This window comes from Serratia grimesii (genome assembly GCF_900186025.1).
Taxonomy (GTDB): domain Bacteria; phylum Pseudomonadota; class Gammaproteobacteria; order Enterobacterales; family Enterobacteriaceae; genus Serratia; species Serratia grimesii.
Genome location: NZ_LT883155.1, coordinates 1,463,817 through 1,489,968 on the forward strand (window position 1 = coordinate 1,463,817; position 26,152 = coordinate 1,489,968).

A 26,152-nucleotide genomic window follows, 5' to 3' on the forward strand; every position below is an offset into this window, starting at 1 on the left:
GGGCTCCTTGGGTGGGGGATATTTAGCAGCGATACAGATCGGCACTGACACGCAGGCCGCCGCCGTTGCCACCACCGGACACCAATGAATTAATACGGTAGTGGCTGGCACCGCGCTGTTTGGCAAGGGCATCCAGTTGGCTTTTGGCATCATCAGGTGACACGACGTTGCGTGACAATGAAACCGAGCCTATTTTTTGGCAATTATCAGCGGCCGCATTCAGTTCGACGGCGCTGTAGCTGAAGGTTGAAAACAGCACCAGCAGGGGAATGGCGAGAAAGACTTTACGTATAATCATCAGTAACTCCTGTAAATGGGTAGCCTAATTGCTGTACCGATAATAAGCAGGGGTTGTGTAAAGCTTTCAGCGGCGGGGGTAAATCTGGTTGAAAATGATGTAATTAAGCTTGTCAGGTAATAGAGTAACATCACGTCAATTTTTAGGTTTTTATTCCATTTGTTTTTAATTTTATAGTTTTAAATTTTATAAAATTCAGGGTTTAATGTTTTATCGTGCTATTGGTAATTTTATCTTAATGATTAACCAACCATGTTGCTGTGTAACTAATTAATTCAATCGAATAGCTTTCTGCTTATTTATGATTAATCGAAACGTGGTATTCCGCTGAATACACAGATTTTGTGGTTAATACCTCGCGCTCAATTTTTGGGGGACAATAAAATAGAAGCGCTCCTGCACCTTTTTTGTTCGCCAATTGCGCGTCGTTGGTGCAGGTTTTTTAATCTTTAGTCATAAGTTTTAATTATAATTTATTGGAATCAGCCAATTAAAAATTGGCACGCCGGTTGCTCTGGTGAATCCCATCTTGTGTACTAGATGGAATTCAGCGAATGACCCAGTCTGTTAATCTGCGCGGTTTCACCCTCAGTGAATGGCAGCATTATTATCACACCCACTCGGCTGGCGAGCGGGTGGCTTGTGTGCGTGCAACGTTAGCCGCATTGGTCGCGGCTCTGCCGGCAGATGACAATGCCTGGCTGTATCTTGCCGATGCGGCACAACGCGAAGCGCAGTGCCAGCGGTTGGCGCACCAGCTTGAAGCCGTTGCTGGAGATATCAGCCGCCTACCACTGTTTGGCGTGCCGTTTGCAGTCAAAGACAATATCGACGTTGGTGGCTGGCCGACGACCGCGGCCTGTCCAGAGTTCGCTTATCAAGCGGCAGTTGACGCCACTGTCGTCGCCAACCTGTGCGCCGCTGGCGCTATTGTCATCGGTAAAACCAATCTTGATCAGTTTGCCACTGGCCTGGTAGGCACCCGCTCGCCGCACGGCGCGGTGGTTAACAGTTTCGATAGCCGCTATGTCAGCGGTGGCTCCAGTTCCGGGTCGGCCTCTGTGGTGGCCCGTGGTTTGACGCCGTTCTCACTGGGTACCGACACGGCTGGCTCGGGGCGTGTCCCGGCGGGGTTCAACAACATTGTTGGCCTGAAACCCACCAAGGGATGGTTGTCGAACCGTGGCGTGGTCCCCGCTTGTCGGTTGAATGACACCGTATCGGTATTTGCCCTGACAGTGGCGGACGCCGCGCTGGTGGCCGAACTGGCAGGCGGTTATGACGCTGCCGATGCCTACTCCCGCATTAATCCCCATACTGCCCCGGCGGATCTCCCCGCAGCCCCTCGCTTTGCCGTGCCTGCCCAACTTGAGTTTTTCGGCGATGTAAAGGCCGAGCAGGCATTTCAACGGGCATTGGGGCAGCTGCAACGCTGCGGTGTGACGCTGGAAACGCTCGATTTTACCCCGTTTCGTGTACTGGCTGAGCAGCTGTATTACGGCCCTTGGGTTGCGGAGCGTACCCTGGCGGTCGAAGCCATGCTGAGCGCTAACCCGCAGGCCATCAACCCGGTGGTGCGCGGTATCGTCAATAACGGACTGAAGTACAGCGCCTGTGATGCTTACAAAGCAGAATATCTCCGTGCCGAACTGGCGCGGCAGATCGGGCAACGGCTTGCCGCTTTCGATGCATTGGTGGTACCGACCTCACCGACTATTCGTACCTTAGCGGAAATGGAACAAGAACCGGTGTTGTTCAATTCGCAGTTTGGGACTTACACCAATTTCACCAACCTGGCCGATCTGAGCGCATTGGCACTGCCAGCAACGATGCGTGATGACGGCTTGCCTGCGGGCATCACACTGGTTGCACCTGCCTGGCACGATCGAGCATTGGCGGCATTTGGGCTGCGCTGGCAGCAGGCCCAGGATCTACCGCTTGGCGCGACCGGTCGCTCGCGACCACCGTTGCAGTCGTTGATGCCGTCTCCCCAGTACGTACGGGTGGCGGTCGTCGGCGCTCACCTCAGTGACATGCCACTGAATTTCCAGCTCACACAGCGTTCGGCGACCCGGGTAGAGCAAACCACGACCGCGCCTTGCTATCGCCTCTACGCGCTGGCCAATACTCAGCCGCCAAAACCGGGGCTGGTTAAAGCTGAGCGGGGGGCCGCTATCCACGTTGAACTGTGGGATATCCCGCTGGCGCGTTTCGGTGAGTTTGTCACTGAGATTCCTGCCCCGCTGGGTATTGGCACGGTGTTACTGGCAGATGGCCGCCGGGTGAAAGGCTTTATTTGTGAATCTTGGGCGTTACCGGAGGCCACGGATATCACCGAATTTGGCGGTTGGCGCAACTACATCGCCAGCCAGAAGGGGGCTTGATCATGTTTACTACCGTACTTATTGCTAATCGCGGCGAAATCGCCTGTCGCACCATTCGTACCCTGAAACGTCTGGGAGTGACCAGCGTAGCGGTCTATTCAGACCCTGATCGTAATGCACCGCACGTGACCGAAGCCGACATGGCGGTTGCGCTCGGTGGCGAAAAGGCGAGTGACAGTTACTTGTGTATTGACAAGATCCTGGCTGCGGCGAGAGAAAGCGGCGCACAGGCGATCTACCCCGGTTATGGCTTCCTCTCTGAGAGCGCCGAATTTGCCGAAGCCTGCGAAGCAGCGGGCATCACTTTTATCGGCCCTACGGCGGCGCAAATTCGTGAGTTTGGCCTGAAACACCGGGCGCGTGAGCTGGCGGCGGTGGCGCAGGTGCCGATGACGCCAGGTACCGGCTTACTGGACAGCATTGAAGAGGCGGTTAACGCCGCCCGAGAGATTGGCTATCCAGTGATGCTGAAAAGTACCGCGGGAGGTGGCGGTATCGGCTTGACGCGCTGCGACGACGAAGCTGCATTGCGTGAGGCCTTCGACAGTGTGAAACGGTTGGGCGAGCAGTTCTTCCGTGATTCTGGGGCGTTTATCGAACGCTTTGTCGATCAGGCTCGCCATGTCGAAGTGCAGATCTTTGGTGATGGCCAGGGACGGGTGGTGGCGCTCGGCGAGCGCGACTGTTCATTGCAACGTCGTAACCAGAAAGTCGTGGAGGAAACCCCTGCACCGAACCTACCGGCGGCTACCCGCCAGGCGTTACATCAGGCGGCGGTGGCACTGGGGGCCTCAGTCAATTACCGCAGCGCGGGTACCGTAGAGTTTATCTACGACGGCGCTCGCGACGAGTTTTATTTCCTTGAAGTGAATACGCGTCTGCAGGTGGAGCATCCGGTCACAGAGAGGGTGACCGGGTTGGATCTGATTGAATGCATGTTGCAGGTGGCGGCGGGTGATGCGCTGGATTGGGCAGCGCTGCAACGACCGCCACAGGGAGCATCGATTGAGGTGCGTATTTATGCTGAAGATCCGCTGAAGAACTTCCAGCCCAGCCCGGGCGTCTTGACCGATGTGTACTTCCCGGAGTCCGTACGGGTTGACGGCTGGGTTGCTACCGGCAGTGACGTGTCTGCATTTTACGACCCGATGATCGCCAAGTTGATTGTTCACGGGGATGATCGCCAACAGGCGCTGGAGAAAATGCGGGTAGCGCTGGATGCCACCCGGTTGCACGGCATTGCCACCAATTTGGATTACCTGCGGCAGGTGATTGCGACGGCCGAATTTCAAACCGGGAGCGTGTGGACCCGTATGCTGGACAGTTTCCGCTACCAGTCCAATAGTATTGAAGTGTTGCAGCCGGGCACATACAGCAGCGTACAGGATTACCCAGGACGTCTCGGTTATTGGGATATTGGAGTGCCGCCATCGGGCCCCATGGACGACTTCGCCTTCCGGTTGGCTAACCGCATCGTTGGCAACCACCCCAGTGCTGCCGGGTTAGAGTTTACCCTACAGGGGCCAACCTTACGCTTCCATTGTGATGCCACCATTGCCTTGACGGGGGCGAACTGCCCGGCTGATCTGGACGGTGAGGCTTTGGACTATTGGAAGCCGATAACCGTTAGGGCCGGGCAGGTGCTGCGGCTTGGTCGTGCTCAGCATGGATGTCGCAGTTATTTGGCGGTACGTAACGGTTTCGACGTCCCGGTATACTTAGGGAGTCGTTCGACTTTTGTGCTGGGGCAGTTTGGTGGTCACGCTGGGCGCACCTTGCGCGTAGCGGACATGCTGGCGGTATCTCAGCCGGCGCTGGCGGCCTCTACCACCCCAGCGCCGGTCGCCGCACCGCAGGCGATGGACGACAGCCTGATCCCGCAGTATGGCAACCTGTGGAACATTGGTGTGTTGTATGGCCCTCACGGTGCACCGGACTTCTTCACGCCAGAATCTATCGACAACTTCTTTGCTGCCGAATGGCAGGTGCATTACAACTCCAACCGACTGGGCGTGCGCCTGTCTGGACCCAAACCCGATTGGGCACGGCAGGACGGCGGTGAAGCAGGGTTACATCCGTCTAACGTACACGACTGCGAATACGCTATTGGTGCGATTAACTTCACCGGCGATTTTCCGGTGATCCTTACCCGTGATGGGCCGAGCCTCGGTGGTTTTGTCTGTCCGGTGACTATCGCCAAGGCTGAGCTGTGGAAGGTCGGTCAGGTGAAACCGGGCGATCGCATCCGTTTTCATCCCATCGGCTTTAAACAGGCGCAATCACTGGAGCAGGCACAGCTCGGCAGCATCGAAGCGTTAGCCGCAGTGAAGGCTATTACCCTGGCACCGCCGGACCTGACGCCGGGTATCACCGCTTCCGCTACCATTCTGGCGGCATTACCTTCCAACAACAGTCGCCCGGCGGTGGTCTATCGTCAAGCCGGGGATGGCTACATTTTGCTGGAGTACGGTGACAACGTACTCGATCTGGCACTGCGGCTGCGCATCCATCTGCTGATGCAGTCGCTCAAGCAGGACATGATCCCCGGCGTTGAGGAGTTGTCGCCCGGCGTACGATCGCTGCAAATCCGTTACGACAGCCGCACGCTTGGTCAGGCCGATTTATTGGCGCGCTTGCTGCTGCGTGAAGAGACGCTAGGCGATGTCAGCCAGTTGAAGGTGCCGACGCGCACGGTTTATCTGCCGATGGCGTTTGAAGACTCTGCCACCTTGGGGGCGGTGGAGCGCTATCAGCAAACGGTGCGTTCATCCGCCCCATGGTTGCCAAACAATGTTGATTTCATCCAGCGCATCAATGGGCTAAGCACCCGTGAACAGGTGCGCGACATCATTTTTGATGCCAGCTACCTGATCCTCGGATTGGGCGACGTATACCTAGGCGCGCCGTGTGCGGTACCGATCGACCCGCGCCACCGATTACTCAGTTCCAAATATAACCCGGCGCGAACCCATACAGCAGAAGGCACGGTTGGCATCGGCGGCATGTACATGTGCATCTATGGCATGGATTCACCGGGCGGCTACCAACTGGTCGGACGCACGCTACCGATCTGGAACAAATTCCTCAAAAACCCTCAGTTCAGCGCCGGTGAACCTTGGTTGCTGCATTTCTTTGATCAGGTGCGCTTTTACTCGGTCAGCGAGCAGGAACTCGATGAACAACGCGAGGCTTTCCGTGAAGGTCGCGCTCAGATCCGCATCGAAGACAGCGAGTTTGATTTTGCCGAGTATCGCCGTTTCTTGACGAATAACGCTGAGGAAATCAGCGCATTCCAGCAGCGCCAGCAGCAGGCATTTAACCACGAAGTGACGCGGTGGCAGGCTGAGGAAGGCGAAGCTGAGGCCCAATTGCTGCCGCCGCAGGACGATGAAGAAGAGATCGATGGTTATCTGGTGAGCGCCGATCTGAACGGCAATGTGTGGAAAATTCTGGTGGAGCCCGGGCAAACCGTGGAAGCCGGCCAGCCGCTGATCGTGGTCGAGGCGATGAAAATGGAGCTGGCGGTTACTGCGCCACGCGCCGGGATCATTAAGCGTATCAGTTGCCGACAGGGGCGACCGGTGGGGCCAGGGGATGCACTGTTGTGGCTAGAGCATGCCAGCTAGCGGTGGTACTGGCCATATTGAGATTGGGCAGGTACGGCCAGCGCGTTGGTTTTGATCAGGAAATTCACGAGCGACATCGAGGAATGCGATGCAAATCATTAATAGCCGCAGTAAAGCGCGACCTGAAGGGTTGGCGGAACGTATCTATCTCCAGCTCAAGGACGATATTTTCGATTTCCACCTGCTGCCGGGTGATCGCTTTAGCGAAAACGAAGTTGCACAACGGATGGACGTCAGCCGTACACCGGTACGACAGGCCTTGTTTTGGCTAGAACGTGAGGGCTATGTCGAGGTGCATTTTCGCAGTGGTTGGCAGGTGCGTCCGTTCGATTTTGCCTACTTCGAAGAGCTGTATGACCTGCGCATCGTGCTGGAGTGTGAAGCTGTCAAACGGTTGTGCGCTCGGCCTGTGGGGGCATTGCCGCTGCAATTGGAGATGCTCAACAGTTTCTGGATCGACGAGCCGCGATTGGAAGACGGCAAGACGGTATCGCTGCACGACGAGCAGTTCCATATGGCGCTGGTGGAAGCGGCGGGCAATGGAGAAATGGCGCGTATTCATCGTGACCTTACCGAGAAGATTCGCATTATCCGTCGGCTGGATTTCACCCAGATAAGTCGGGTTGAAGCGACCTACAACGAACATGCCGCCATTTTACGGGCGATCCTGCAACACCAGGCCGAGGAGGCGCAAACGCTGCTCAGTAATCATATTGCCGTGAGTAAGGCTGAGGTACGAAAAATAACGCTGCACATGCTGCATCAGGCAAGGCTTCAGCAGTAACCCGTCGTTTTTCAAGCTGCGGCGTTGTTAGCGGTGGGCGCTCACCCCGGTCACTGACTGGAGTCAGCTCCTGGGGACTCTCGCCCTTACCGCCTGGCTGCAACTCGAAATTCATAGGGTTAATTCTTCTTCAAGAAAGGTTGGTTTCCTAACACAACACACATCAGGAGTTTGAATTATGAAACGTCGTCATTTTATAAAAGCGTTTGCGCTGTCTGCCACCATGGTCGGGATGGGAATGGCATGGAGTGTGCAGGCTGCCGACACCATTAAGGTGGGTATCCTGAGTTCGCTGTCCGGCACCATGGCCATTTCTGAAACGCCACTAAAGGACGTGGCACTGATGACCATTGATGACATCAATGCTAAGGGAGGCGTATTGGGTAAAAAACTGGAGGCGGTGGTGGTTGACCCGGCGTCCAATTGGCCGTTATTCGCCGAAAAGGCACGTCAGTTGCTGAGTCAGGATAAGGTGGCGGCGGTGTTTGGTTGTTGGACTTCAGTGTCGCGCAAGTCTGTACTGCCGGTATTTGAAGAGCTGAATGGGCTCCTGTTCTACCCGGTGCAGTACGAAGGGGAAGAGATGTCGCCCAACGTGTTCTACACCGGTGCAGCCCCTAACCAGCAGGCGATTCCGGCAGTGGAATATCTGTTGAGCGAAGACGGTGGCTCGGCCAAACGCTTCTTCTTACTGGGTACCGACTACGTGTATCCGCGCACCACCAACAAGATCCTGCGGGCCTTCCTGCATTCGAAAGGTATTCAAGATAAAGATATCGAAGAGGTTTATACGCCATTCGGTTACAGCGACTACCAAACCATTGTCGCCAACATCAAGAAATTCTCTGCCGGTGGCAAAACGGCGGTGATCTCCACCATCAATGGGGACTCCAACGTCCCGTTCTACAAAGAGTTGGCTAATCAGGGCATCAAGGCCACCGATGTGCCGGTGATTGCATTCTCGGTCGGGGAAGAAGAACTGCGTGGCATCGACACCAAGCCGCTGGTCGGCAACCTGGCAGCCTGGAACTACTTCGAATCGGTGGATAACCCGACCAACAAGCAGTTTGTCAGTGAGTGGCGTGCGTATGCCAAGGCGCACAACCTGCCGAACTACGCCACCGCAGTGACCAACGACCCGATGGAGGCCACCTATGTCGGCATCCATATGTGGGCACAGGCGGTTGAGAAGGCGGGCACGACTGACGTTGACAAGGTGCGTGCCGCCATGGCCGGGCAGACTTTCGCCGCGCCGTCGGGCTTTACCCTGACCATGGATGCCACCAACCACCATCTGCACAAACCGGTGATGATTGGTGAGATCGAAGGCAACGGCCAGTTCAACGTGGTGTGGCAGACCGATGCTCCGGTGCGTGCCCAGCCGTGGAGCCCGTACATTGCCGGGAACGACAAAAAGTCGGAAAGCCCGGTAAAAGGCGGTAAGTAAAATCGCAATCCCGTGCTAACGCCATGGGCCGGGCATACCCGGCCCCTATAGAAGAGGCTGCCGATGCAACTCCCATTTTTCGTTCATTCCCGACGGTGGCTTTGGCTGCTCTGTTGCCTGCCCATGTTCGCGCAGGCGGGGCCAGCTGATGATTTTGCTGTGGCCAACCGCACGCAGCAGGCCAAATTATTGCAGGCGTGGGCGAGTGCGCCAGACGCTTCACGCTTGCCGTTACTGCAGGCGCTAAAGCAAGAAAACGTGGTGATCGACGAGGCTAAACATGCCTTTATTCAACAGGGCGACCGTTATCAACCACTGGACGGTGCCGCAACCCCAGTCGGCACACCAAAGAAACTGTGGTTGAACAACCGGCTGCGTATTCTGATCGCCAACGCCTTGTCGGCGCAGCGGTTAGTCAGTGAGGATCCGGCGCTGCGTTTACAGGCGGCGCAGGCCTTGCAGCGTGAAGCACAAAGTGAACAGTTGCCGCTGTTGAGCCAACGGCTGGCGCAGGAGAAAAACAGCCGGGTACACGCAGCATTAAGTATTGCGTTGGCCAATCTGCAACTCAATGACGCCGATGCTGGGGTGCGTCTTAATGCGGTAAGGCTCCTCGGCAGTTCGGGCGAACCGGAAACCCAGACGCGGTTACAGACATTGACTGATGCCACGCATGAACCGGATGCTGCCGTGCGTGCTGAAGCGCTGAAAAGCCTGTCCAGTGTGAAACATCGGTTGATGATCGGGGATCTGATCGGCCAGGCGTTTACCGGACTGTCACTCGGCTCGATCCTGCTGCTGGCAGCGCTCGGATTGGCGATCACCTATGGCCTGCTGGGGGTGATCAACATGGCGCACGGTGAAATGCTGATGCTCGGCGCTTACTCGGCTTATCTGGTGCAGGGGCTGTTTCAACAGTTTGCTCCGCAGTGGCTGGCGTTATATCCACTGATAGCGTTACCGGTGGCGTTCATTATTACCGCCTGCATCGGTATGGCACTGGAACGGACGGTGATTCGCCATCTGTATGGTCGTCCATTGGAAACCTTGCTGGCAACCTGGGGGATCAGTCTGGTGTTGATCCAAGGGGTGCGGGTGTTGTTCGGCGCGCAAAACGTAGAGGTCGCCAATCCGGCCTGGCTGTCGGGCGGCATTCAGCTGTTGCCGAATCTGGTGCTACCGTGGAATCGCATTGCCGTGATCCTGTTCGTGGTGCTGGTGTTGGTGCTCACCTGGTTATTACTGAATAAAACTCGCCTTGGCATGAATGTGCGTGCCGTGACACAGAACCGCGCGATGGCGGCTTGTTGCGGCGTACCCACCGGCCGTGTCGATATGCTGGCATTCGGCTTGGGTTCCGGTATTGCCGGGTTGGGGGGCGTTGCGCTGTCGCAACTGGGCAATGTCGGACCGGAACTGGGCCAGGGTTACATCATCGACTCATTCCTGGTGGTGGTGCTCGGTGGCGTCGGCCAACTGGCCGGTACCGTAGTGGCGGCCTTTGGCCTTGGCATCGTCAACAAAATTCTTGAGCCAGAGATTGGCGCTGTACTGGGTAAGATCCTGATCCTGGTGCTGATTATTCTGTTTATTCAAAAACGTCCTCAGGGGCTATTCGCCTTCAAAGGCAGGGTGATCGACTGATGAGCCAACCATTGACTGTAACCGGCGTGCAAAAAGCACCCCGGCTGGCGCTGGGCATCGGCGGGCTGGTGTTACTGGCACTGTTAATCATGCCGTTTCTTGCGCTGCTGCCGGCGGATAATCCGCTGGCAATCTCCACCTATACCCTGACGTTGGTGGGAAAAATTCTGTGTTATGCCGTGGTGGCGGTGGCGCTTGACCTGGTGTGGGGTTATGCCGGGCTGCTGTCGCTGGGACACGGATTGTTCTTTGCCCTCGGTGGTTATGCCATGGGCATGTACCTGATGCGTCAGGCATCGGGTGATGGCCTGCCCGGATTTATGGCGTTCTTGTCGTGGAATGAGCTGCCATGGTTTTGGAGTGGTACGCAGTATTTCGCTTGGGCACTGTGCCTGATTGTGTTGGTGCCTGGGGTACTTGCTTTCGTGTTTGGTTACTTCGCTTTTCGTTCAAAAATCAAAGGTGTGTATTTCTCCATCATGACTCAGGCGCTGACCTACGCGGGTATGCTGCTGTTCTTCCGTAACGAAACCGGCTTTGGCGGGAACAACGGCTTTACCGGGTTTACTACGCTGCTGGGCTTCTCGATCACCTCGACCGGCACGCGAGTGGCGCTGTTTCTGGCAACGGTAGTGCTGTTGGTGGTCAGTCTGGCGATCGGCTTTGCTTTGGCGCGCAGTAAGTTTGGTCGGGTATTGACCGCAGTACGTGATGCGGAAAACCGCCTGATGTTTTGTGGTTACGATCCTAAGGGCTTCAAGCTGTTTGTTTGGACGCTGTCGGCGGTGCTGTGTGGGCTGGCCGGTGCGCTGTACGTACCGCAAGTGGGGATTATCAACCCGGGCGAAATGTCACCGACCAATTCAATTGAAGCCGCCATTTGGGTGGCGCTTGGCGGACGCGGCACGCTGGTGGGACCGTTGCTGGGTGCCGGTATTGTCAACGGTGCCAAGAGTTGGTTCACCATGGCAATTCCAGAGTACTGGCAGTTCTTCCTTGGCCTGATGTTTATCGTCGTTACATTGTTCCTGCCAAAAGGGGTTATCGGGTTACTGCGCAGAGGTAAGCCACAATGAATTCACTGCAAATGACTGACGAGCTGTTTACCCAAGCACTACCGGCAGATAAATACCGCCAGCAAACCGATCCGGTACTGCTGCTCGATAAGATCAACGTCAGCTTTGAGGGTTTTCGCGCACTGAGCGATCTGTCGTTACAGATCGGCGTGGGTGAATTGCGCTGTGTGATCGGACCCAACGGTGCGGGTAAAACCACGCTGATGGACGTGATCACCGGCAAGACACGTCCGGACAGCGGCAAGGTGTTTTACGATCAAACTGTCGATTTGACTGCGCTGGATCCGATGCAGATCGCCCAGGCTGGCATTGGTCGCAAGTTCCAGAAACCCACGGTGTTTGAGGCACTCACGGTGTTTGAAAATCTGGAGATCGCACAGAAAACCCACAAGTCGGTATGGGCTTGCCTGCGTGCCAGACTGAACAGCGAACAGCGCGATCGTATCGACGAAATGCTGAAAACTCTGCGGCTGGGCCATGAGCGAAACCGTCTCGCCGGGCTATTGTCCCACGGGCAAAAACAGTTTCTCGAGATTGGTATGCTGTTGGTGCAGGAGCCGCATCTGCTGTTACTCGATGAACCGGCAGCGGGCATGACTGATGCGGAAACCGAGTATACCGCCGAACTGTTCCGCGCGTTGGCGGGTAAGCATTCGCTGATGGTGGTAGAGCACGATATGGGGTTTGTCGAAACCATTGCGGATCACGTCACCGTACTGCATCAGGGCAGGGTGTTGGCTGAAGGTTCATTGGCGCAGGTTCAGGCCGACGAGCAGGTGATCGACGTGTATTTAGGGCGCTAGGAGCAGCTATGTTGCAAGTGAACGAACTGAATCAATATTACGGGGGCAGCCACATTTTACGTGGCCTGTCGTTTGAAGCTCATATCGGTGAGGTTACTTGCCTGCTGGGGCGCAATGGCGTGGGTAAAACCACGCTGTTGAAGTGCCTGATGGGATTGATTCCGGCCAAGAACGGTAGCATTCGCTGGCAGGGCGAGAACCTCAACGGCAAAAAGCCGCATCAACGCGTGCAGGCAGGGATCGCCTATGTGCCACAGGGGCGGGAGATATTTGGCCGTCTGACGGTGGAGGAAAATCTGTTGATGGGGTTGGCGCGTTTTTCTGGTGCTGAGGCGCGTAAGGTGCCGGATCATATCTATGAACTGTTTCCGGTGCTGTTGCAGATGAAGGATCGGCGCGGCGGCGATCTCTCTGGCGGGCAGCAGCAACAGTTGGCTATTGGTCGTGCATTAGCCTGCCGACCACAACTGTTGATCCTTGACGAGCCAACAGAGGGGATCCAGCCTTCCGTGATCAAAGAGATCGGTGCTGTGATCAAACAGTTAGCCGCACGTGGTGATATGGCGATCCTGCTGGTAGAACAGTTTTATGATTTTGCCGCTGAACTGGCGGACCGCTATTTGGTAATGTCGCGCGGTAGCATTTTACAACGTGGGGTCGGCAGCGCGATGGATCAAGACGGTGTGCGTAGGCTGGTGGCAATTTAAACTCAATAGAACTGAGCAGTGAAAGGAGCAATGATTATGTCCTGTCGCCTTTCACTGTTTTCATAAACACATCACGCTTCCATTTCACCGCGCCCCCTCCGTTATTCTCTCGATCCTTGTAAGATGCCTTCTTACAAACGTGTACGTTACACCTGAAGGCTGTAACCACGTTAACGTACAGAAATACAAGGAACTCTGAGTTTTATACTCATGATGCTTGAGGCTGTCTCAGTGCTGGCGGTGTCCGCTCATCGCGTTATTTATGCTGCCGGAGACTCACGGGGTTGCCGCCTTGATGCAATTCCCCTTATCTGGGGTATATATCACTAAAAATTAAGGATAATGATGAACGAAATCACTATGTCACGCCTGAGCTGTATCCTGCTGTCACTCTTTCCGGCTCTTTGGGGCATTTTCAGCTTGCTGAACAATACCGCCGATTTTGCAGGGACCGCCCAACATGCCGTGGCGCCGCTGCTTACTATGCAGGATACCTATCAGGTTCCTGGGCTAATGTGGCGCGCCGTCACTGCTGAATGGGCCGGGCAGCTTGGATTAGCGATTATCACGACGCTGGAATCTCTGGCCGGTATCGCAGCAACGGTAGGTGTTGTACTGATGTTGAAACATCTGGGCCATTCCTACACGGCCTTTGCCAAGGGCAAAGCCTGGGCCATGCTGGGCGCACTTTGTGCGATTGCCGTGTGGGGACTGGGCTTTATGGTGGTCGCTGGCGACTGGTTTATGGCCTGGCAGGCCAAGGAAAACCCGTTGGCGGTGCAATTGGGTGCGTTGCTGTATATGGTGCCCAATGCACTGACGTTGATGTTTCTGATGTTGCAACGCGATGCTCGTGAAACGGTGAGATGTGACTAAAACTGCGGCGATATTCGCGAAAGTGTTGCCAAATGCTAACCTGCCGAGTTGTGTCACATTTCGTTCATAGTTGTGCCATAGCATAAAGGTTATTCAATAAATTTATAACAAATCAATAAGTTAAAAATTTGCGAGGGAACACATATGAACGATAAACCGCATAAGGATCTGCCACCGTCGGCAGCAGAAGAGCAGGAGCAGCAACCGAGTAATCCGGCGCGTCGGCGTTTCCTCGCAGGTGCAACGGCGTTAGGGGTGGGGGCTTCCATTGCGCCGTTGGCCAGAGCTGCGGCTGACGGCAACAAAAAAGTGCTGTTAAACACGCTCCCCGCCAATGCGCAAAACGCGCTGCTGCGACGCCATGTGAAAAATGTGGTGGTGATCTATGCCGAAAACCGCAGCTTCAACAATCTGTTTGCCAATTTTCCTGGGGTAGAAAAACCGTTGTCGGCACTCAAGCCTGAAGAATACCAGCAGCGTGATCGTGATGATCGCCTGTTGGATTCGTTGCCGCCAATCTGGAAGGGATTAGTGCCAAAAGCGCAAGAAGTCGGGCATGTTAACTACAAAGTCGACGAAAATGCGGTATTCACGACACAATTGCCGAATCAGCCTTTTGTGTTGATCGGGCCACAGGGCGAAAACCTGCCGCACGGTGTGGTAACGCGCGATCTGTGGCATGTGTTTTATCAAAACCAGATGCAAATCAACGGAGGTAAAAACGACAAGTTTGTCGCTTGGGCCGATTCCGGCGCCTTAACCATGGGCTATTACGGGGACGGTGCTTACAATCTGCGACTGTGGACCTTGGCTCAGGAATTTACCCTGTGTGATAACTTTTTCCAGGGCGCGTTTGGTGGCTCTTTCCTCAATCATCAGTATCTGATCTGCGCTCGCCCACCGTTTTACCCCGACGTACAAAACTCGATAGCCAAAGAGGGTATTGCCCAGCTCGAAAGTGATGACGTGACGGACTCACGCCTGAAACCACTGAGTGACTCGCCGGTCAGCGCCTCGTTTGGTATCCCCCTGTTTGGCAAGAGCTTGCTGACACCGGACGGTTATGCGGTCAATACCATGGCACCACCGTACTGGCCATCGTGGACTCAGGATGAGAAAGACCCGACACTGGCAGATGCCACTATGCCGAACGTCATGCCACCGCAGAAACACCCCCACATTGGCGACTTACTGAGCCAAAAAGGGATCGACTGGGCGTGGTATGCCGGCGGCTGGCAGTACGCGTTGGATAATCGCAAAGATCAGGGCGATTTCCCCGGCGCACCGGATTTTCAATATCACCATCAACCGTTCAACTATTTTGAAAACCTGGGGCCGGCTAACCCGCAGGCCCGCGAAGCGCATTTGCGTGACGGGGGTATTGGCGATTCAGTTGCCAGCAATAAATTTTTGGCCGCCGTGGAAGCAGGTACGTTACCGCCAGTGGCGTTCTACAAGCCGCAGGGCAACCTTAATATGCATGCCGGTTATTCCGATGTGGAAGCTGGTGATCGCCATATTGCCCATATCATTAACAGCCTGCGTAATGGGCCGCAGTGGGACAACAGTGTGGTGGTGATTACCTTTGATGAGAACGGTGGCTGGTGGGATCACGTGGCACCACCGCAGGGCGATCGCTGGGGACCTGGCTCACGTATCCCGGCATTGGTTGTCTCACCGTTTTCCCGCAAAGGCTATGTTGATCATGAAATCTATGACACCGGCTCGATCTTGCGTTTAATCAGCCGGGTATTTGATCTGCCGCCGTTAGATGGGCTGGCAGAACGCGATAAGGCGATGGCGGCGCGCAGTCAAAAAACGTTGGGGGATCTGACCGGCGCGTTGGCGTTTCCGGGCTAGTGGTTACAGCGCTTTAGACATATACCAGATGCCGATGGAGCCTTGGGCGCTGGTGTAACAGGTCTCACCGCAAATACTCAGCCCCTGGCGTTGGTAAAAACGCTGGGCGCTGGTATTGCGCTTTAACACTTCCAACCAGAAAGTGTCTTGCTTACGCTCTAGCGCCCGTTGCTGCACCTGTTCAAAAAAACGCTGGCCATAACCCCGGCCGGCATATTCCGGCAGGAAATAGATTTTCTGCAGCTCTGCGCCAAGGTTTTGGGTAGGGGCCAGCAGACTGTCAAAATTCAGCCGCGCATAACCCACCAGATTCTCGCCTTCATACCCGAGTAGCCAGCACACATCCGGGTCCTGTAGCGTTTTCTCCAGTGCTTCAACTGCAAAATCTTGCGCCAGAAAAGCGTCCAACTCCGCTTTATGGTGCCAAAGTTCGCCAAAATGGGCCTGATAGGTGCTGATACCCACGTCGCGAACCTGCGCTAAATCACCGCTCAAAGCCTGGCGGATGCTGAACATGTAGACCTCTTTGGGGAAAATGAGTAACGGTTGCTGCCCTGAAGGGAACGGACTGCTGCTGATAAAGATTAGCCAACGCAAAGCATGCGCGATATTTTTATCCCGCAGGGAGTATGACGTGAAAGGACGCGCCCATCAAAAATTCTTCAAGGTATAGGGGGCGCTGTGAACGTCAGAAGCTATGTCCAACCGTGGCATGCAGGATGGGGGGACAATTATTCAGCAAGATGTTTTGGTGTTTCCCGTCTGAACCCCAGCCCAATAATCCGCCCAAATAAACGGGGTAACCAGCGGCTGTTGCCGACTCGCATCATCAGGTTTTTTCCACCCTGTTCGCGGCGTTTTTTTGGCCTGCGCTGACCCATTTTAATTTGCAGGAACTGTGTGGCCTTCGTGGGGAAATTACGGCGACGTTGCACACGCAACAGGTGTTTTAACTGCAAGCTCTGGTTGCGTAGCGGAGGAATAATGGCATTGGCGGTCGCGACGGCATCCTGAATCGCCAAATTAACCCCGACACCGCCAATGGGTGACATGGCGTGCGCGGCGTCACCAATACACAGCACACCTGGTTTGGCCCACTGATCGAGCCGATCAATACGAATGCTTAGAAGTTTCACCTGATCCCAACTAAGGATCTCCTGCAAGCGATGGTCCTGGAAAGGGGCAACTTTGGCGATATGCAGCAAAAATTTTTCCAGCCCGTCCTGTTGGATCGCTTCAAAACTGCCTTTGTCGATCGAATAACCGCACTGCCAGTATTCACCCCGGTCGATCATGATAAAGTTTTGCTTTGGTCCGGTGTGACCCATCGACCAGGCGGGGTCACCGGGTTTTTTAGCGAGCTTCATCCACAACACGTCGCGCGGAGAGCCAAAAGAGCGACTGCTGAGAGCCGCCTGTTCACGCACCACCGAATTGCGCCCGTCGGTGCCGATCACTAATTGGCAGCGGACGCGGATCGGTCCCTCCGGTGTATCCGCCAGCACGCCACAGACCTCGCCACGGTCGTACAGCAGTTGATGTACCTGAGCCGATTTGATCAGCGTGAATGCTGGAAATGCAGCCGCTTTTTCTGCCAGAAAGTTGAGAAACTCCCATTGCGGCATAAAAGCGATAAATTTGCAGCGTGTGGGTAGGTGCGTGAAGTCCGCAAGCCGAACATCATGCCCGGCTATTTCGGCGTGCAGTGTTTCTGCACGTTGGTGGGGCAGTGCCAGTAATTCTTCCAGCAGGCCAAGCTGGTGCATGATTTCTAACGTTGAGGGGTGAATGGTATCACCGCGAAAATCACGCAAGAAATCGGAGTGCTTTTCCAACACCATCACGTTTATCCCCGCACGCGCCAGCAGATAGCCAAGCATCAGCCCTGCGGGGCCGCCGCCAACGATGCAGCAGCGGGTGACATAAGGTGTAATCAGTGATGGTGACATAGTGGCTGACCTCAAGGGGCCGCATCCGGCAGACCCTAATTGAAAACTTATTATTGATAATGATTATCAATATCAGCCATGGCTGTCAACCCGTGGCACAGTGTGGTCAAAGGGTATAGAAAGGTCGCCGATACGGGCGATTTGATCGTGGATAATGTTCATATCGTAATCTGCGGGCAGGGTGAAACTGTATTGCATGGCAAGCATGATGATTCTCCTGAAAGCGGTTGACCGGGTGAGCATCGCACGCCATCTTTATCAGTAAAATCGGCATTATTTTGATTCATGGTTCTGAAAAACGGGATGGTCATTATGGGGCGAGTCACTTTCGATCTCGACGATCTACGCAGTTACGTAACCGGCATTGAGTTGGGCAGCTTCGCTAAGGCGGCAGAACGACTGGGGCGTTCAACCTCAGCAGTCAGCGCACATCTTAAAAAGTTGGAGCAGCAGGTGGGGACGCCGATCCTGGCGAAGGCCGGACGCGGTATGGTAATGACGGAAGCCGGTGAAACATTACTGGGCTACGCCCGCCGATTGCTGGAGCTCAATGATGAAGCTGCTGCTGCGGTACGCGGGCTGGATCTGCAAGGGACTGTACGCCTGGGGCTACAGGAAGATTTCGGTGAAACCTTTTTGCCTCAGGTTTTGGGCAGTTTTGCCCGGGCACATCCACGGGTACGCATTGAAGCGCGTATTGCCCGCAATGCCGAACTGATCGACTGGGTGCTGAAAGGGCAGTTAGATTTGTCACTGGCGTGGGACGGAGGTATTAGCACGCCGTTTCATCAGATGCTGGGACAGCGGCAGATGCATTGGATAACGTCACCCCATTTTGAACGGGCGTCTTGGCGTCAGGGAGACGAACCATTGCCGCTGGTGATGTTTGATGCCCCTTGCCTGATGCGCAGCGCGGCGACACTGGCGTTGGATCGCGCCGGTATCCCATGGCGTATTGCCTTTACCAGTCGTAGCCTGAACGGTGTCTGGGCAGCAGTCAGTGCAGGATTGGGGGTGACGGTACGTACCGATGCCGGGCTGCCGTCGGGATTATCCCGTTTGCCGCCCGGTACGTTACCGTCATTAAACGCGCTAGGTGTCGTACTGCACCGCGCGGAAGATCATCCGTCTGGTGCAATCCAGCGCTTAGCGCAGATCGTGGCCGATCGGATCCAGAATTAGTCCTGTTCGATCGGCTGTTTGCCGCTCAGTGCGCCCCATTCACTCCAGGCGCCGTCATAGAGTTTCACCTGCGGTGCATTAAGGGATAACAAGCCGAAGGCCAGCACAGCTGCGGTTACGCCTGAACCGCAGCTGGTGATGATTGGGCCATTGATATTCACCCCTTTATCGGTGAAGGTCTTGTTGAGCGCTTCCAGCGATTTGAAACGGCCATTTTCCAGCAGTTCGCCGTAAGGAATGTTGATGCTGCCGGGAATATGGCCGCGGTGTAGGCCTGGGCGGGGTTCCGGCGCTTCGGCGTAAAAACGGGGAGCGGCACGTGCATCAAGAATTTGCACTTCAGTGTTCAGCGCCTGCTCCACTTGCTGCATATTGACTACCGCATCCGCATTAAAACGGGCCTTGAAAGTTTGCGGCGTACGCTGTGCAGTACCGGTTGCCAATGCCTGGCCTTGTGCTATCCAGCCGTTTAAACCTTCATCCAGCACATAAACCTGCTGCGCGCCAAAGTTGCGGAAAGTCCACCAGCCGCGCGGGGCAGAGAATTGGTTGCCCTCGTCATAAAATACAATGGTCTGTTGTTCGTTGATGCCCAACTTGCCCACCGCTGCGCTGAATTCATCTGCGGTCGGCAGCATATGCGGCAAATCGGTATTCTTGTCTGCGACGTTATCAATATCAAAGTACACCGCGCCCGGTATATGGCCGCGTTCAAACTCGGCGAGCATGTCTTTTTTCGGCACCAGACCGACAGGAGACATTCTGACATCAACGACGACCAGATTTTCATCGTTGATGTGCTGCGCAAGCCATTGTGGAGTAACCAGAAACGGAGAGTTCATCGTTATTGTTCGCCTGTGGTGAAACGGTTTTTTACTATACCCTAAATCTTTGGCGTTGCATCACGGCAACAGGTTTGTACGCCCTCAGAAACAGAGATAACGATGTAACTGGGGGCGTATAAACGTAGCCAACAAAGATGCGACTTCCACTATGACGAGATGGACACCTGTCGTTCTGGCGATGTGATCCATCAGTAAAAATTATCAGGCTGCCTCAGCGCGTAACGTGGCAACAATGGCGGCCAGGGCCGCATGTGAGGTCTCTTCGAGTGGGCTGTTCGCCTCGGCCACTTCATTCTCAGATATCAGTGTCTGAAGGCCGATCAGCCAATCGTAGATATAAAATGCCGTATTTCTTGCCGGCGTCGGTGCCAGTTTGGCTAACCGCTGTTGGCTACCCCAGTTAACAGCGGGTTGCGGCGGCGGGGAAAAGATCGGTTGGCCGTGATTAATCCGGCTGGCAGGACGTAAAGCCGCCTCGCGTTGCTGGAAACCTAACCAGGTGACGAAATCCCCCAATATTGCTAGCGCTTGGCTCACCTGCCGATCTTCGCCTTGTTCCGGCAAGGACCCGGCAGACAACGCACGTGTTAGCGATTCAGCCATCTCCAACCGACAAGCGGCCGTGATCAATGCATCAACCAGTATCTCCAGATGCTGTTTTCCGACGCCCAGCAATATCCGCAATTGAGGATTGTCGGGCAGGGTGCGCAGGTGATTCACCCAATCGGCAAACACCCGTTGAGCAAAGGGGGAACCGCTAGGTTCTGTTGGTGTGTCGGAGGTCATATTCCCGTCGCCAAACAGATCGATCTCCTCATCGAACGGCGAGGCTGATGTTACGGGGGCGGGCAAGCTGTGCTGTTGTTGCACATATAACTGACGCAGCGTATTGGACCGCGGCAGCAGCCATTCGAGCAGTTCGCCGTGAACGCCCGCTTGCGACTGGAGCGCACGCAGTAAGTGTTGGGCACGTTGGTGCGTTAACTGCGGGTCTGTTGTGCGCAGCCAATTGCCCAGTAAACTCTCCGTGAGTTCGCGTCGCAGCTCCTGCTGCTGCGCCAAAACGCAGTCACGCTTCAAGGACGGGCGTGCTTGTGCGGCCAGATACGCCACCATACGATGGCAATCACTCTCATCGACTGCCAGCAGTGTGGCCCAACTTTCGCCCGGTTCACCGACATAGCGTTGAACGGCATCGTCTGGTCGCAATTTCCCCTCTTGGCGTGAGTCGAATGCCGTGATAGTCCAGATTAAGCCCGGCTTTCTGCGGTTGCGTACCCCTGTGTTTTCACCTTGGGTTTGTCTGACCCAGTAGGCCAGCGCGTTGCCTGCCCGACTAGCGTCTTGCGGCGTGTTGGCTGCATTGGTAACCAGTAGCAGGTTAGCGTGCAGGCTATCGGCAGCGAGAATCAGCAGGTTGGCACGCTTCGCCTGCTGCATGCGCTCTATCAGCTCAGCACTTGGGCATCGGCTGCTGGTCGGCAGGTCAAGCAATTCCACGTCGTCTGGCAACCCGGCGCCTTTTCTCTGCGGCAATGTGGTTGTCACTTCTGCTGCCAACCAAGCCAGATCGGTGAGTGCAATGCCCGCCATGTCACCTTTTTCCGTCAGTACGCTAAGTTTGACTTCGGTAGGGGGCGTCATCATACCGGCATGCAGTATGCCGCTCTCTGGGTGCAATACCTGACGTGGCGCCTGTACTCGTTCACAGTGACCCAAATCGTGCAGCGCATGTGCCAACTGCCGATAGCTGGTTGTCAGAACAGGATCCTCGCCCCAGAGCGGCGCAAACAGTCTGGCACGGTCATCCACGCTCAGATACGGCGCCAGTAAGATGGCCTGGGGCCAGAAGTGTTTTTCCAGTGTCTGTTGCCATTTGCCACTCTGGTGACGAAGGCTGTCCCACAGCGCAACAACCGCGTTACTGTCCAGGCCGTTGATAACCATAGGCTGGCGGTGGCGCTCCAATGCAGCAAGATGCGCGGCCACTGCGCGCGTGTCCCAGTCAGGATGAAAACCGCCCATAACCGCGGTGCTGATCATCATGGCAATCACCTGCGCTTCATTAAGCAAGGAAATGGCAACAGGGTAAGAAGCGGGGGACTGAGGGCCGGAAGCGCTATAACGCACTGTCAGTGTGACATCTTCGGTCAAGGGTGTGGCACCGGGAGCCAGTGCGGCCAATAAATGGGCTTTGGCTGCGGCGTTATGGCCATAGAGGCCTATGCCAACGCGGTGATGCATCGCGTTGTCCAACTGTCTGGCACGGTTGTGACAGCGGCGCAGGCGAATCGTCAGATTATCTGCTTCTCTGTTCAGGCGCGTGGATTGCTGCCGCGTGCTGGCTACCCAGTCAATCGCCTGTATGATGCTGTTACCGAGGCTGTTTATCGGCTCTGGCCCGCCGGAGTTGATAGGTTTCATCGTTGATAAATGCTCCCGCTGTCGATCCAATAATGGGTTGCGCCAGAGGCGCTAGCAGCCAAGGTATTGAGTTTTAATTGCAGATGATGTGCGGGAATAGGTGTTCCGTCGGCTAAATGAGCCTGGGCGATGTTGACCCCTTCGGCACCCTGTTCATCGTTGCCGGTAATCGCTAATCGCAGGTTGATGACTGCATCGCCAGCCAGTTTACGTGCCAGCTGCGGGTCGGTAATAGTGAGTGTATACAGTGGCGATGCCGGCCAGCGTTCGTTATCTAATTGGCGGAATCCCAGGCGCAGGGGGCCACGCAGCTGAAAGTATTTGTCAGGATCCAGCGAAAAGTCTGCGCAATCCAGATCGATATCGCGGTAGTAGACATTATCGTCCGCCAGCATGTTATTGCTATCCAACATGCCCAGATGGCGAATGGTGGAATAGGGCTGGAAGTCCCCGACGTTAAAATAAAAACTTTCCAGGCGCAGATCGATCGCCAGCAGGCACAGCATGGCGCCCACGGCGGCGGTTGATTTGGGGTTATCGATACGCCCACGCTTATTAAAGGGGTACCAACTGCGTGTATGATATCCCTCTAACGGCAAGATTCGGCTGGCAGGAAGCGGTTGCAGGTGACGCAATAACGTCTGAACCCCCGGGAAACGCGCCGGGCGGCCGGTCAGTAGCAACACATCGCAGGCGTACAACGCCACAACTTCGGAAAGCAGGCGCAGACAGTGGTTTATGCCGATCCTGTCGGACAGAAAGGCTGCGTGTAAGGCCCCCAGGCGAATGACCAGCGGGGTTTGTAGAATATCGAAGGCAGTGACCGAGGACTCGCGCTGAACTTCACCGTTGATAAACGCCAGTACCTGTGAGGTTGGGGCCTGTGGCAGCAACTCACCCAAACTGGTGGCGATTTCCGCGTGGGCGTCCAGCGGATCGTAATCCTCATAAGCGCTCAGTAATGCACGCCCGGCAGGCATGAAAATTTGCAGCGTGGCCTGCTGACGCAGCGTTGAAAACCCGTCTATACGGCCTTCATTGCCAAACAACTTGTCCATTATCGCCGGGGTTGCGGTGACCCCGGCATTTTCGAACGCGTGCTGTACGGCAGGCAAGATAAACTGTTGAATGATATCCAGCAAAATATCGTCACCGGCGACTTTAAATCCTTCGCGGAATAACAAACGTGGATTGATTTTAATGTTGTTGCCAACACCATCATCCAGTGCGTATTGGGTGATGGCCAAATCGGTCGTGCCGCCACCGATATCAATGGAGGCGATACGCAGCATTTTTCCCGGTTGCGTTCCAGGTTCTGTTGGCCGGTCCGGCCTGGCCATTGCGGCAAAAAAGGCGTCAGTACGGCCGGCAAAATTCACCTGAGTTTCGTTATACAGATAAACCATCTGGCCACAGGTCGCTTCGTCCCATTCCATATGTACTTGAGGTACGGGCACGCGTGTGTTGTCGCCGTTGAATGGCGCATCCAGCGGGTGCCAACCCATGGCTTTCCATACCAGACCAATGGCTTCCTGCATGCGGCGGCGGAAAATTTCACGCTCTGGTTTGGGCATCGCTGAAGGCAGTGTCAGGATGATGGTGCGCAACCGACGCGGTGCGGAGGTGTTCGGCATTTTAAGCCGCTGAGCGATGCTGTTGATTTGCATCAGCACCTGCGTCAGCAGTTCGGTCAGCATCAAGGTCATGACCGCACTGCGGCTATAATGGGCAGCAAAAACTGGCAGTCGTGCCTCTACGGGTAACCCGGACAGCGGCAAACCTTCGTCGTTGAGCAGTGAGGTCAATGGTGCTGCGGCGGCCATAGGTTCTTGTTTACAGTTAAAGCGCCAGCCGGGCGCATAGCGTTCTTCATCCCACAGGTAACGGCGCGGGCTGGAAATGCCGGTGGTGCCTTCGGTTCCTTCCCGTTGCTGAGCCAGTTGCATGGCTTCGTGGCCGACACGGGTAATTGAAGGCCAGGTAAAGGCATCATCGCGTCCGCTTTGGAAAGAGAGGTGTTGTTTGCCAAATGAGGCTTGGGCAAACTCGACACGACTCTCAAACAACGCGCTGTAAACGCAATGTGGCATGGACAATGAGCGTAACTGCAATTCATTGGTTTGCTTCAAACCGTTATTTTCTTGCGGATGATCTTCGACCAACACCCCGCAGGTGTGGGAATTACCGACATCCAAAATCACGTCCACGTTGACTGCGGGCTGCTGTGGTGTCTCCCCGATGATTTTTATTCGGGGAACGGTTAGCTGATTACCCAACATATTCAATACGTTGAGGTAATGCGCCTGGTATTCGAAGGTTTTCAGTCCGGCGTATATGTCTGTTTCGGTGCGCGCCTCCAGACTGGACGCGCATTGAGTAAATACTTCACGCAACCAACTGTCTATCCAGGTCAGATCGAGAAACTCGCCTAACTCATGGTTACGGTGGGCCAGTGAGAAGCTGAGCCCAGTATTGAGATCGCTTTCGCTTGGGCCCAGGGCCGCCTGTCCCGCCGGAACGAGTTGGGTATCAAAGGCAAAGACGACCCGCAGCAGGTTGCCGTCCTGATCGGGCGCATCCAGCAAGACGATCTGCATTCGAGCCCAATTATCAGGCCCGGATAAAAATGCACCAGATGACGTGCAACGAAAGAAAGGCAGAGGCAGCCAGATTTTATTCAGCAGTTGCAGTGATTGCTGTAGGGGAAAACTGAACTCTGGACGCACCACCTCAGGAGCTTGTCCTGGCTGGGCGGGTAACAGGTACTTGCCTGTATCGGCATCCCATTGTAGACGCAGAAGCGGGCCGCTTGCCGTCTGACGGACGAATTTGCCGGGAAAATCGGCATCCAATATCGGCGTCAGGGCAAAGTCCATAAATTGGATGCCACTGTCCTGAATCAGCGTAATGGCTTGTTTGTAATCCACCAGGGGTGCCAGCATCATTTACTCTCGCGCTTTAACGTCATGGGATAGACCGTGTCCGCATCGTAGCGACCGGTGCACTCTGCAGGCCCGGTTTCGTTTTGCTTGCAGACGATTTCCGGTATTTGGTAGCGGCTGCCGTCGCTGCAGCGCGCTTTGGTACGGCTATTGATCACCAGATTGCCAGACTGCATCAGCCCGGCCTCCACTGGCGTTCGGCAGGTGATGGCATCACCGTAGGTAATTCTTGCCGTCCCTTTGCCGCCGTTCAGGCGATATTGCAGGCTAGGGCGTTTGCCTGTGAGGGGATCTTTCAGTGCCACGGTCGCGCGCCACTGGCCGTTGAGAAAACGCGTTGATCCGGCTTTGACCGAGTCGGCGGGCAACACTAACGAATTTTTGTCTGCTGGCGGTAGGGGCACGGGGGCAGGCGGTGGCGGCATCAGCGTCGCATGGGCTAATGGGAGTTGCAGTTTGAACGCGGGCACGGCGATACGAACAGTGGGTGCCGGTTGCTGCGCCACGGGGACGGGGGCAGGCAGGGCGCTCGGGGAGGTCATCCAATGGGCCAGCAGGGCAATTACCATCAGCGCAGGCAAAATCCACGCATAGCGACGCCACCGGCGGCGTGGCTGTACAGGCGTGACGGCGACCGATGGCGCGACCTCTGGTGCAGGCTCCGGCACAGGTATGGCTGTGGGTATCACTGTGGGACGCGGTGTGGCGGCAATTGGCGTCGGTTTTTCTTCTGCAACGTCAACCGGGCGTAAGCACGCCAAGGGGTCATCCTGGCACTGTGCGTGTGGCTTGATAAATCCCCAAAAGGTCAGGACCGGTTTGCCATCGACCAGATAGACATGCTGTGAGTCGGGAATTTGCATGGCTTTGGTCAACAATGCGCCAAACAAACGGTGGCTGGGGTGCTCGGTAGCCTGTGTCTGGGCGATCAATGAACGGAATGCTTCCAGGCTTTGTTCCAGTAGATGCACGGCCTGCGTACGTTGGTCATCAGTTGCTGCCAGCCAAGACGTTACTTTCCCCGGAAAAGGAGAATACCAGTCAATGCGGGTGCCCGTTTCGTTCGGCTGCGGGATTGCCAGGCAATCGGCTGCTTGCTGCTGTTGGCGAATGCGTAATGTTTCTCGCAACTGCAATGCGCAGGCATAAACCGGTTGCCCATTCTCGCCCAATGCAAGCACATCATCTAAACTGCCACTGCGTAAAAAGGGTTTCACCACGGCAAAAAACCTTGTCCTGTTCTGCTAAAACGTGCAAACAGCCATGGTAACCCGCGGCGTGAGCGGTCAAACGGATGAAGACAGG

At 55.4% G+C, this 26,152-nt stretch carries 18 protein-coding genes and 1 pseudogene; 11 read left to right on the forward strand and 8 right to left on the reverse strand.

The annotated features are described in order from the left end of the window. Positions 1-22: 22 nt before the first annotated feature. Positions 23-298 carry a YdgH/BhsA/McbA family protein gene (locus SGBXF1_RS06870; protein ID WP_051922599.1) on the reverse strand — a complete coding sequence of 92 codons (276 nt, stop codon included), beginning with the start codon at positions 296-298 and terminating at the stop codon, positions 23-25. Positions 299-852: 554 nt separating this feature from the next. Here SGBXF1_RS06870 and atzF point away from each other — a divergent pair. The 10 genes from atzF (at position 853) to acpA (ending at position 15,505) form a co-directional block, all read left to right on the forward strand. Then, positions 853-2,682, forward strand: a complete 1,830-nt coding sequence (atzF, locus tag SGBXF1_RS06875; RefSeq protein WP_130379709.1) for an allophanate hydrolase — start codon at positions 853-855, stop codon at positions 2,680-2,682. A 2-nt stretch (positions 2,683-2,684) separates the two neighbouring features. After that, on the forward strand, positions 2,685-6,308 hold the full coding sequence (uca, locus tag SGBXF1_RS06880) for an urea carboxylase (RefSeq protein ID WP_186428033.1): 3,624 nt from the start codon (positions 2,685-2,687) through the stop codon (positions 6,306-6,308). An 88-nt stretch (positions 6,309-6,396) separates the two neighbouring features. Continuing rightward, positions 6,397-7,092, forward strand: a complete 696-nt coding sequence (locus SGBXF1_RS06885) for a GntR family transcriptional regulator (RefSeq protein WP_037422722.1) — start codon at positions 6,397-6,399, stop codon at positions 7,090-7,092. 178 nt (positions 7,093-7,270) lie between these two features. Continuing rightward, positions 7,271-8,539: an urea ABC transporter substrate-binding protein gene (gene urtA / locus SGBXF1_RS06890; RefSeq protein WP_037422719.1), complete on the forward strand. Its 1,269-nt coding sequence runs from the start codon at positions 7,271-7,273 to the stop codon at positions 8,537-8,539. A 63-nt stretch (positions 8,540-8,602) separates the two neighbouring features. Next, positions 8,603-10,183, forward strand: a complete 1,581-nt coding sequence (gene urtB / locus SGBXF1_RS06895; RefSeq protein WP_186428034.1) for an urea ABC transporter permease subunit UrtB — start codon at positions 8,603-8,605, stop codon at positions 10,181-10,183. Further along, entirely contained in the window at positions 10,183-11,259 is a 1,077-nt protein-coding gene (gene urtC, locus SGBXF1_RS06900; RefSeq protein ID WP_186428035.1) for an urea ABC transporter permease subunit UrtC, read from the forward strand. The genes urtB and urtC overlap by 1 nt, the downstream gene beginning before the upstream one ends. Continuing rightward, the gene (gene urtD / locus SGBXF1_RS06905) at positions 11,256-12,062 is read left to right on the forward strand and encodes an urea ABC transporter ATP-binding protein UrtD (protein WP_037422712.1); all 807 of its coding nucleotides are present in this window, start codon (positions 11,256-11,258) and stop codon (positions 12,060-12,062) included. Before urtC ends, urtD begins: the two co-directional genes overlap by 4 nt. 8 nt (positions 12,063-12,070) lie before the next feature. Next, positions 12,071-12,769, forward strand: coding sequence for an urea ABC transporter ATP-binding subunit UrtE (urtE, locus tag SGBXF1_RS06910; protein WP_037422709.1), 699 nt, complete (start codon positions 12,071-12,073; stop codon positions 12,767-12,769). 345 nt (positions 12,770-13,114) lie between these two features. Then, positions 13,115-13,645, forward strand: coding sequence for a DUF2165 family protein (locus tag SGBXF1_RS06915; protein ID WP_186428036.1), 531 nt, complete (start codon positions 13,115-13,117; stop codon positions 13,643-13,645). Between the two features lie 144 nt (positions 13,646-13,789). Then, entirely contained in the window at positions 13,790-15,505 is a 1,716-nt protein-coding gene (gene acpA / locus SGBXF1_RS06920) for an acid phosphatase (RefSeq protein ID WP_186428037.1), read from the forward strand. Between the two features lie 3 nt (positions 15,506-15,508). On the opposite strand, the gene SGBXF1_RS06925 is transcribed toward acpA, so the two are convergent. The 3 genes and pseudogenes from SGBXF1_RS06925 to SGBXF1_RS24020 form a co-directional block, all read right to left on the reverse strand. Further along, the gene (locus tag SGBXF1_RS06925; protein WP_130379719.1) at positions 15,509-16,021 is read right to left on the reverse strand and encodes a GNAT family N-acetyltransferase; all 513 of its coding nucleotides are present in this window, start codon (positions 16,019-16,021) and stop codon (positions 15,509-15,511) included. Positions 16,022-16,236: 215 nt separating this feature from the next. Beyond that, positions 16,237-17,454, reverse strand: a complete 1,218-nt coding sequence (locus SGBXF1_RS06930; RefSeq protein ID WP_186428038.1) for an FAD-dependent oxidoreductase — start codon at positions 17,452-17,454, stop codon at positions 16,237-16,239. 120 nt (positions 17,455-17,574) lie between these two features. Continuing rightward, positions 17,575-17,661 (reverse strand): annotated as a pseudogene (locus tag SGBXF1_RS24020) (DUF4865 family protein); the annotation flags it as partial. Between the two features lie 105 nt (positions 17,662-17,766). On the opposite strand from SGBXF1_RS24020, the gene SGBXF1_RS06940 reads away from it, so the two are divergent. Then, entirely contained in the window at positions 17,767-18,636 is an 870-nt protein-coding gene (locus SGBXF1_RS06940) for a LysR substrate-binding domain-containing protein (RefSeq protein ID WP_061806993.1), read from the forward strand. On the opposite strand, the gene sseA is transcribed toward SGBXF1_RS06940, so the two are convergent. The 4 genes from sseA to SGBXF1_RS06960 form a co-directional block, all read right to left on the reverse strand. Next, positions 18,633-19,478 carry a 3-mercaptopyruvate sulfurtransferase gene (gene sseA, locus SGBXF1_RS06945; RefSeq protein ID WP_061806994.1) on the reverse strand — a complete coding sequence of 282 codons (846 nt, stop codon included), beginning with the start codon at positions 19,476-19,478 and terminating at the stop codon, positions 18,633-18,635. The two genes, SGBXF1_RS06940 and sseA, sit on opposite strands and share 4 nt — an antisense overlap. A gap of 204 nt (positions 19,479-19,682) precedes the next feature. Beyond that, complete coding sequence (locus tag SGBXF1_RS06950) at positions 19,683-21,905, reverse strand: virulence factor SrfC family protein (RefSeq protein ID WP_186428039.1); 2,223 nt, start codon at positions 21,903-21,905, stop codon at positions 19,683-19,685. Beyond that, positions 21,902-24,847, reverse strand: a complete 2,946-nt coding sequence (locus tag SGBXF1_RS06955) for a virulence factor SrfB (protein ID WP_186428474.1) — start codon at positions 24,845-24,847, stop codon at positions 21,902-21,904. Before SGBXF1_RS06955 ends, SGBXF1_RS06950 begins: the two co-directional genes overlap by 4 nt. Further along, complete coding sequence (locus tag SGBXF1_RS06960; protein WP_186428040.1) at positions 24,847-26,067, reverse strand: SrfA family protein; 1,221 nt, start codon at positions 26,065-26,067, stop codon at positions 24,847-24,849. The genes SGBXF1_RS06955 and SGBXF1_RS06960 overlap by 1 nt, the downstream gene beginning before the upstream one ends. Positions 26,068-26,152: the final 85 nt, after the last annotated feature.

What these genes read in the sequence shown, in the direction of transcription:
- sseA (WP_061806994.1), bottom strand. Translation starts at nt 19,478, where the DNA reads ATGAACTCTCCGTTTCTGGTTACTCCACAATGGCTTGCGCAGCACATC.
- urtA (WP_037422719.1), top strand. Translation starts at nt 7,271, where the DNA reads ATGAAACGTCGTCATTTTATAAAAGCGTTTGCGCTGTCTGCCACCATG.
- SGBXF1_RS06915 (WP_186428036.1), top strand. Translation starts at nt 13,115, where the DNA reads ATGAACGAAATCACTATGTCACGCCTGAGCTGTATCCTGCTGTCACTC.
- SGBXF1_RS06950 (WP_186428039.1), bottom strand. Translation starts at nt 21,905, where the DNA reads ATGAAACCTATCAACTCCGGCGGGCCAGAGCCGATAAACAGCCTCGGT.
- urtD (WP_037422712.1), top strand. Translation starts at nt 11,256, where the DNA reads ATGAATTCACTGCAAATGACTGACGAGCTGTTTACCCAAGCACTACCG.
- atzF (WP_130379709.1), top strand. Translation starts at nt 853, where the DNA reads ATGACCCAGTCTGTTAATCTGCGCGGTTTCACCCTCAGTGAATGGCAG.
- SGBXF1_RS06925 (WP_130379719.1), bottom strand. Translation starts at nt 16,021, where the DNA reads ATGTTCAGCATCCGCCAGGCTTTGAGCGGTGATTTAGCGCAGGTTCGC.
- urtE (WP_037422709.1), top strand. Translation starts at nt 12,071, where the DNA reads ATGTTGCAAGTGAACGAACTGAATCAATATTACGGGGGCAGCCACATT.
- urtB (WP_186428034.1), top strand. Translation starts at nt 8,603, where the DNA reads ATGCAACTCCCATTTTTCGTTCATTCCCGACGGTGGCTTTGGCTGCTC.
- SGBXF1_RS06955 (WP_186428474.1), bottom strand. Translation starts at nt 24,847, where the DNA reads ATGCTGGCACCCCTGGTGGATTACAAACAAGCCATTACGCTGATTCAG.
- SGBXF1_RS06870 (WP_051922599.1), bottom strand. Translation starts at nt 298, where the DNA reads ATGATTATACGTAAAGTCTTTCTCGCCATTCCCCTGCTGGTGCTGTTT.
- SGBXF1_RS06930 (WP_186428038.1), bottom strand. Translation starts at nt 17,454, where the DNA reads ATGTCACCATCACTGATTACACCTTATGTCACCCGCTGCTGCATCGTT.
- SGBXF1_RS06885 (WP_037422722.1), top strand. Translation starts at nt 6,397, where the DNA reads ATGCAAATCATTAATAGCCGCAGTAAAGCGCGACCTGAAGGGTTGGCG.
- acpA (WP_186428037.1), top strand. Translation starts at nt 13,790, where the DNA reads ATGAACGATAAACCGCATAAGGATCTGCCACCGTCGGCAGCAGAAGAG.
- urtC (WP_186428035.1), top strand. Translation starts at nt 10,183, where the DNA reads ATGAGCCAACCATTGACTGTAACCGGCGTGCAAAAAGCACCCCGGCTG.
- SGBXF1_RS06940 (WP_061806993.1), top strand. Translation starts at nt 17,767, where the DNA reads ATGGGGCGAGTCACTTTCGATCTCGACGATCTACGCAGTTACGTAACC.
- uca (WP_186428033.1), top strand. Translation starts at nt 2,685, where the DNA reads ATGTTTACTACCGTACTTATTGCTAATCGCGGCGAAATCGCCTGTCGC.